2 protein-coding genes are annotated in these 6,559 nt (G+C 37.1%); both read left to right on the top strand.

The window, feature by feature from the left end:
• The first annotated feature begins 151 nt into the window (after positions 1-151).
• Positions 152-391: a tyrosine-type recombinase/integrase gene (locus L9W92_RS18250; protein WP_312038126.1), complete on the top strand. Its 240-nt coding sequence runs from the start codon at positions 152-154 to the stop codon at positions 389-391.
• A gap of 584 nt (positions 392-975) precedes the next feature.
• Positions 976-6,504: a DUF4011 domain-containing protein gene (locus L9W92_RS18245; RefSeq protein ID WP_240085171.1), complete on the top strand. Its 5,529-nt coding sequence runs from the start codon at positions 976-978 to the stop codon at positions 6,502-6,504.
• Positions 6,505-6,559: the final 55 nt, after the last annotated feature.

Genomic DNA, 6,559 nt, shown 5'->3' with positions numbered 1-6,559 from the left:
AACTGGCAGTTTGGGAAACCGCAAGAAATAGAAATCAAAAAGGTGTTGACTGGCAATTTACGACCGCTGAAGCAAGAACCAAATTAAAGCGGCTTTATCCACAGTTTAAGAGTTAACAAACTACTAGACCGGGAAGCCCAAAAGATTCCGCATAAACGCCAATTTAAAGAGTATTATCGACGAGTACATTGCCGGAATGAGCAATAATGATTACCTGTTCCCCTCCAGGAAAGGCGGTAATCCCATCAGCAGAGTTCAGGCGTATAAAATTATCAACGCTGCTGCCGCGAAGGTTGGCCTTAATGAGATTGGGACTCATACCATGCGTAAGACTTTCGGTTACTGGTTCTACAGGCAAACGAAGGACGTCGCCAACTTCAAGAAATACTAAACATTCGGCTCCGAGCATCACTTTACGGTATATCGGAATTAACCAGGACGTTATCGATAGGGCGATTGACGGGTTCAGCCTGTAGGTGTGTAAGTTTCGCTTACTCCCCTCTACACACGGGGGAGCCGGGGGGTGCAGGCTGGACGGAAAGCTTGCAGATCGAACAAATAAATAGTTAATAATACTGTCGTTTATTGTCGAATATTGTCCCACATATAGAAAATATGCAAAAATAATGCCTCCCCAATTAAAATATAAAGGGAAACTACCCTAAGAATAGAATATTTTTTAGGGGAAGGTAGGAGCATCATTGAGATTCCAGTTTGCTAATATAATATTTGAAGAGCAATTGTTTACCAGTATTTTACGGGAATGAGAGTAAACACTGGATATCCACTACTGAAAAAACAGCTAACAAATTTGACATTAAGAAATGTAAGAGTAAATACTATATAATCAATTAATTATTGCGGATCATCGTCAATATCTTAGTTATTCTAATATGATAGTGAAAATACATAATTTGGAAATTTAAATATTATTTTGTAAGAATTGGATGGCTACAGATTAAAAGAGGTGTGGTTATGACTTCTATTGATATCCGTATTGATAAATGGAAAAAACGCTTGCTCGATTTAGGAAAGAGAAACAGGCTTATTAATTACAGGGAGACTAAACGTTCTGGCATTAAGATTACTTCCCCCAATTTAGCTGACCTTTATACAAGGCTTGTTATTAACGAGGATCTCTTGGAGTTTCCATACCCAATTGAAGAAAGTTATGATGACCTTGACAAGGAATCCTATGAAACGTTTTCTAATGGGGATATTGAAACAAACAGAACAATCAAAGAGCAACAGAAGACACTAAGAAATTTAAGAGATAAAGCTAAAACTGTCACTGAAGAACAAGGTGTAAATATTCTCTATATTTCTTTTGGTTTTTTAAAGTGGAAAGAGATTATTGATTCGGAGCAAATAATCGTATCACCCATAGTGCTTGTGCCGGTCACGCTTATGCTGAATTCCATAACATCTCCTTTTGTATTAAGACTTCATGAAGACGAAATTGTGGTTAATCCGACATTGGTTTATAAATTGGAAAATGACTTCGGTATTAATTTGCCGGAGTTTGACGGCCATGAAGATGATATTACGGAATATCTTGAAAGCATTAAGGAGATTATTGTTAAAAATAAGTGGGAAGTAGCTTTTGAAACAAGCTTGAGCTTGCTGTCCTTTTTGAAAATAAATATGTATAAGGATCTGGATAAAAACAAAGACAAAATCGAAGCCCATTCAGTCCTTAGGGTATTATCCGGTGATTTAGGCCAAGTAAAAAACCTGCCGGAAGAATATCACAATTATGACCATGATAACAACACAAGACCCATTGATACATATCAGGTAGTAGATGCTGACTCCAGTCAGCAGGATGCCATTTTATATTCAAAAAAAGGCATTAGTTTTGTGTTACAAGGACCTCCGGGAACTGGAAAAAGTCAAACAATAACAAATATAATTGCCGAGAGTCTTGCGGACGGGAAAAAGGTGCTTTTCGTTTCTGAAAAGATGGCGGCACTTGAAGTTGTTTATAAGCGTTTATCGCAAGTCGGGATTGCAGACTTTTGCTTAACACTTCATAGCCATAAAGCAAATAAAAAAGAGATTTTACATGAGCTTGGTAGAACATTAACCATAAATAAGTTAAAACTACAAGAAGAAGCATTATATCAACTTGAATTACTTCAAAATCTAAGAGAAAAGCTAAATCGATATAATGCTGAGTTACATACAATATGCCAGCCTCTTAACAAATCAATATATGATATTAATGGCAAACTGGCTAAACTTTATGAAACGCCAGATGTTATATTTTCGCTTGAGGATGTCGGAGGCACAACCCCGGAAAAATTGCATAAATATATTTATTTGCTCAACGAACTATCAAAAACTATCGGTAAGATGAGCGAGGATTATGATGTCAATCCCTGGCGGAGTTGCCATGTGCCAAATGTATCTCATGAGTTGCGTCATGATATAGAAACCTACCTTAGAAAATTAATACCAAAAATTCAGTCGATTGCGGAAGAATATGAGGCTATCACCAAAGATTTAAACCTCCACAGAAGACCATCAATTACTGCTATAAATGAATTAATAGAGATATTGGATTTGTCTGCAAAATCACCCCAAGTACCGGTAGCTTGGGTATATGAAGAGGATATCTCACCCCTAGTTAATCAGGCGGAAAATTATAGAAATTTTAAAGCTGAATTTCAAACAATAATGCAAGAGCTTTCTGAAATGTATGATGAAGGCTTTTGGGACTTGCCTGCCAGTAGTGTTCAACGAGACTTTATGGACGCTATGGAAAAGGTTAAGCGATATCTAAATTGTGATACTTTCAATAATGATGCTGAGATAATATCTTCGGTCAAGAACACAATCGCTGAATTAGAGAATGCAATTGAAAAAGTTTCTATTGCCATCTCTGCCGGAACAAGTATCTCTGAAAAATTAGCAATTAAAAGAAAAGATACTTTTAATGATATTATTTTAATGTATGAGATGCTTGGTTGTATACTGTCAAAACCCAGACCGTCACAAGAATGGTTTGATTCATATCAATTTAAAGTTCTTAAGAAGCTTTTTGCTGAGGCGAAAGAGGTACACTCCCAGTTGGATATAGCTATAAAGACAATAATAAGCAGGTACGACAGGAGGATCTTAAAAATTGATTATTCCTCTATGCTGAAGAGATTTAAAACTGAATATACTTCGATATTCAAGGTCTTTAATAAAAACTATAAATCCGATAAAAATACGATTCGTTCTCTCGCTAATGATATTCCCAAGAAGCTAGACGATAGTATAATTATTTCCGTATTAAATGAACTCAAAGAGATAGCCGATAAGAGGACCTGGATTGAAGAAAATAAAGATTTGATGACTAATCTCTTCGGACGCAATTATATCGGCGACCTTACTGATTGGGCCTTATTCGAAAAAGCGATCTGTAATTTTGAGACCATTATTAACTATTTTAAAGACGAGCAATTTCCGCAAGAGGTAAGGGAATTTTTATTAACAGATAGAGCAAACAATGATGAAATAAAACTGTTTTATGACAAGTTGGCTATAGTTGCCAAAAGTGATGTAATGGTAACTATAAATAGAGTATTATCGAATTCACTGAAAGTTGATAATATTGAGCTTACTGCATTACTGCAGGTGATGAAAGATACTTTAGAATTCCTCAGAGCATTAGATAGTTTGTACGAAATAATTACAAAGTATTGCCGTAAAGCGATTACGTTTGATGATGCTATCAGTAACCTTACAAAGCTCGATAGACTTCAGGTTATTAACAGTTCTATCGATAACCAAAGCGAGAGCCTAAAAACAAATTATCAATTCCTCTTTAACGGTATCAATACTGATTGGGACACAATATTGAATTCCCTTACTTGGACGAGTGACTTTAAAAAGCTAAACTCAAAATATGCACTATCTCGCTCTTTCATAGAAAGAATATGCACGGAAACATCCTCGGCAACAATAGCGGCTGATGGTATGAGGAAACTTCAGCAAAAACTAAATGATATTTCTGAAGAATGGAATTGGTATATTAACCTCTTCGATAATAAAAACGAGTTTCTCAACGCAGATATTTACGCTTTACTCACAAGGGTTGAAAAGTGTTTGAATAGCATCTATTCCTTGGAGGAGTGGATTGACTTTAGAGGTTGCAGAGAAGAATGTGTAAAAGAGGGTTTGTCAGATTATATAGAAAAAATAGAGCCTATTAAAATTGATAGGCTTTTAATTGTTGATGCTTTTTTGAAACGTTTTTACAGGCTTTGGCTTGATGCTATTATGCCGAATTATCCAGCGGTGTATTCTTTCCGCCGCCGTAGCCAAGAAGATACTATAAGTGAGTTTAACAAGCTGGACTTAACACAGCTTTCAATTGCACGATCGAGAGTAAAAGAACGCCTTGTATCAAGACTGCCGGACTTAAATAGATCGACATCAGCAGTTGATGAGGTCGGAATCCTAAAACGAGAGCTCAATAAGCAGAGAAAGATTATGCCACTACGTAAGCTTTTTAAGACTATACCTAACCTATTACTTACATTGAAACCTTGTTTGATGATGTCTCCACTTTCTGTTAGCCTTTTCTTGGAAGCCGATAACTACATGTTTGATGTAGTTATTTTTGACGAGGCTTCACAGGTATGCACAGAGGATGCAGTAGGAGCGATTATGAGAGGAACTCAAGTAATAATTGCCGGTGACAGTAAACAGCTTCCTCCGACGAACTTTTTCACGGCAACCACATCTGATGGAGATTATGATAATGACGACTACAATGAGGATGAATATGAAGATACAGACGCTTTTGATTCCATTCTAGAAGAGTCTGTTACAGTGTTGCAGGAATGCACTTTAAGGTGGCATTATCGAAGCCGTCATGAGCATCTAATCGCATTTTCCAATGCCAAGATTTACAATTATAATCTTATTACATTTCCCTCCCATATAGATAAGGTGCCGGACATCGGTGTCGAATATATCTTTGTCCCAAATGGTATATATGACAGAGGTGGTAAGAGAAACAATATCAATGAGGCAAAAAGGGTTGCGGAATTGGTATTTGAGCAAATCAAGAAGTTTCCCAACCGCTCTATGGGCGTCGTAACATTCAGCGGAGCACAGCAACAGGCCGTGGAAACCGCGATTAGGCAGTTTCGTTTGCAAAATCAAGAGTTTGAAAACTATTTTAACGAGGACAAAGAAGATGCTTTCTTTATCAAAAACCTTGAAAATGTGCAAGGTGACGAGAGAGATACGATCATATTCAGCATTGGATATGCCAAAGACCCAAACGGTGTAATATATATGAATTTTGGTCCACTCAGTAGAAATGGTGGATACCGTCGTTTGAATGTTGCTATAACGAGAGCTAAATACAATGTAAAACTTGTTGGTTCGATTTATCCAACAGATATTAAGCTGGAAAGTACTAATTCTGAAGGTGTTAAGATGCTGCGTTCCTATATGGATTTTGCTATAAATGGAGCTGAGATGCTGCAAAGAGAGTTAACATATTCAGATACAGTTGATGTCGAATCACCTTTTGAGGAATCAGTTTATGACTTTCTTGTCAAAAACGGCTATAAGGTGGCTACGCAGGTGGGTTGTTCGGGATATCGCATAGATTTGGCGGTAAAACATCCGACTTTAAACGGGAGATTCGTACTTGGCGTAGAGTGCGACGGTGCGACATATCACTCTGCAAGAACGGCGAGAGAACGTGATAGGTTGCGACAGACTGTGCTTGAAGACATCGGCTGGGAAATATACAGAATATGGTCAACTGACTGGATTAAGGACCCTGTCACAGAAGGACAGAAACTCCTTGAAGCAGTAAATAAAGCAATGTCCAAATATATGGACGATGGATTTGATATTAGTAATAAAAATGAGGAAGAGGATGTCTTTGTTCCTGATGATGAGTTCTGGACTGTCGAAGTCCCTGTCGAGCAATCAAACAGTAATAAAGTGAATGGCGATAACCCTTACGGGTTTGATTATTACCAAGAAGCGAATGTATATGAAATTGACAGGCATCCAGATGATACTATATATCTTGCCAAAGTGATCAGTCATGTTATTAAAAAGGAGTATCCCATACATTTTGAACTCCTCTGCAAGAGAATAGCATGTCTGTTTGGAAACCAGAAAGCAACTGTTAAGGTACGGAACTCGGCTGAATATGTGATAAACAATAAACTATATAATTCTGTTGAACGTAAAGGTAATTTTTGTTGGGTAAAGAATACAAACAATATCCCTGTTCGTATTCCACAACCGTATGATAACGGACGTCCAATTAATTATATAAGCACCGAGGAGATTGCTGAAGCTATGTTCCAAATTGCAAGTAAAAGCTTCGGCATTACATTGGATGGCTTATACGTGGCGACCGCTCGTGCATTTGGATTTAATCGTACCGGTGGCAATATAAATTTGGCTATGCAAAAAGCTTGCGATTTTCTAATAAAAACCGGTAGAGTCAAGAATTCTGGTGGAAAAATAATAATATAAGAGTAGTTGAATGAATGACCCAAATATAAACAGGTAGGTTAAAGGAATATATTAA

Source organism: Pelotomaculum terephthalicicum JT, from assembly GCF_022410535.1.
GTDB classification, from domain to species: Bacteria; Bacillota; Desulfotomaculia; order Desulfotomaculales; family Pelotomaculaceae; genus Pelotomaculum_D; species Pelotomaculum_D terephthalicicum.
The sequence above is the reverse complement of the archived record's forward strand: the minus strand, read 5'-3'. Positions and strand labels throughout refer to the sequence as shown.

Bases quoted from the DNA above. Each gene is read 5' to 3' on its own strand.
- L9W92_RS18245 (WP_240085171.1), top strand. From the start codon at position 976: ATGACTTCTATTGATATCCGTATTGATAAATGGAAAAAACGCTTGCTC.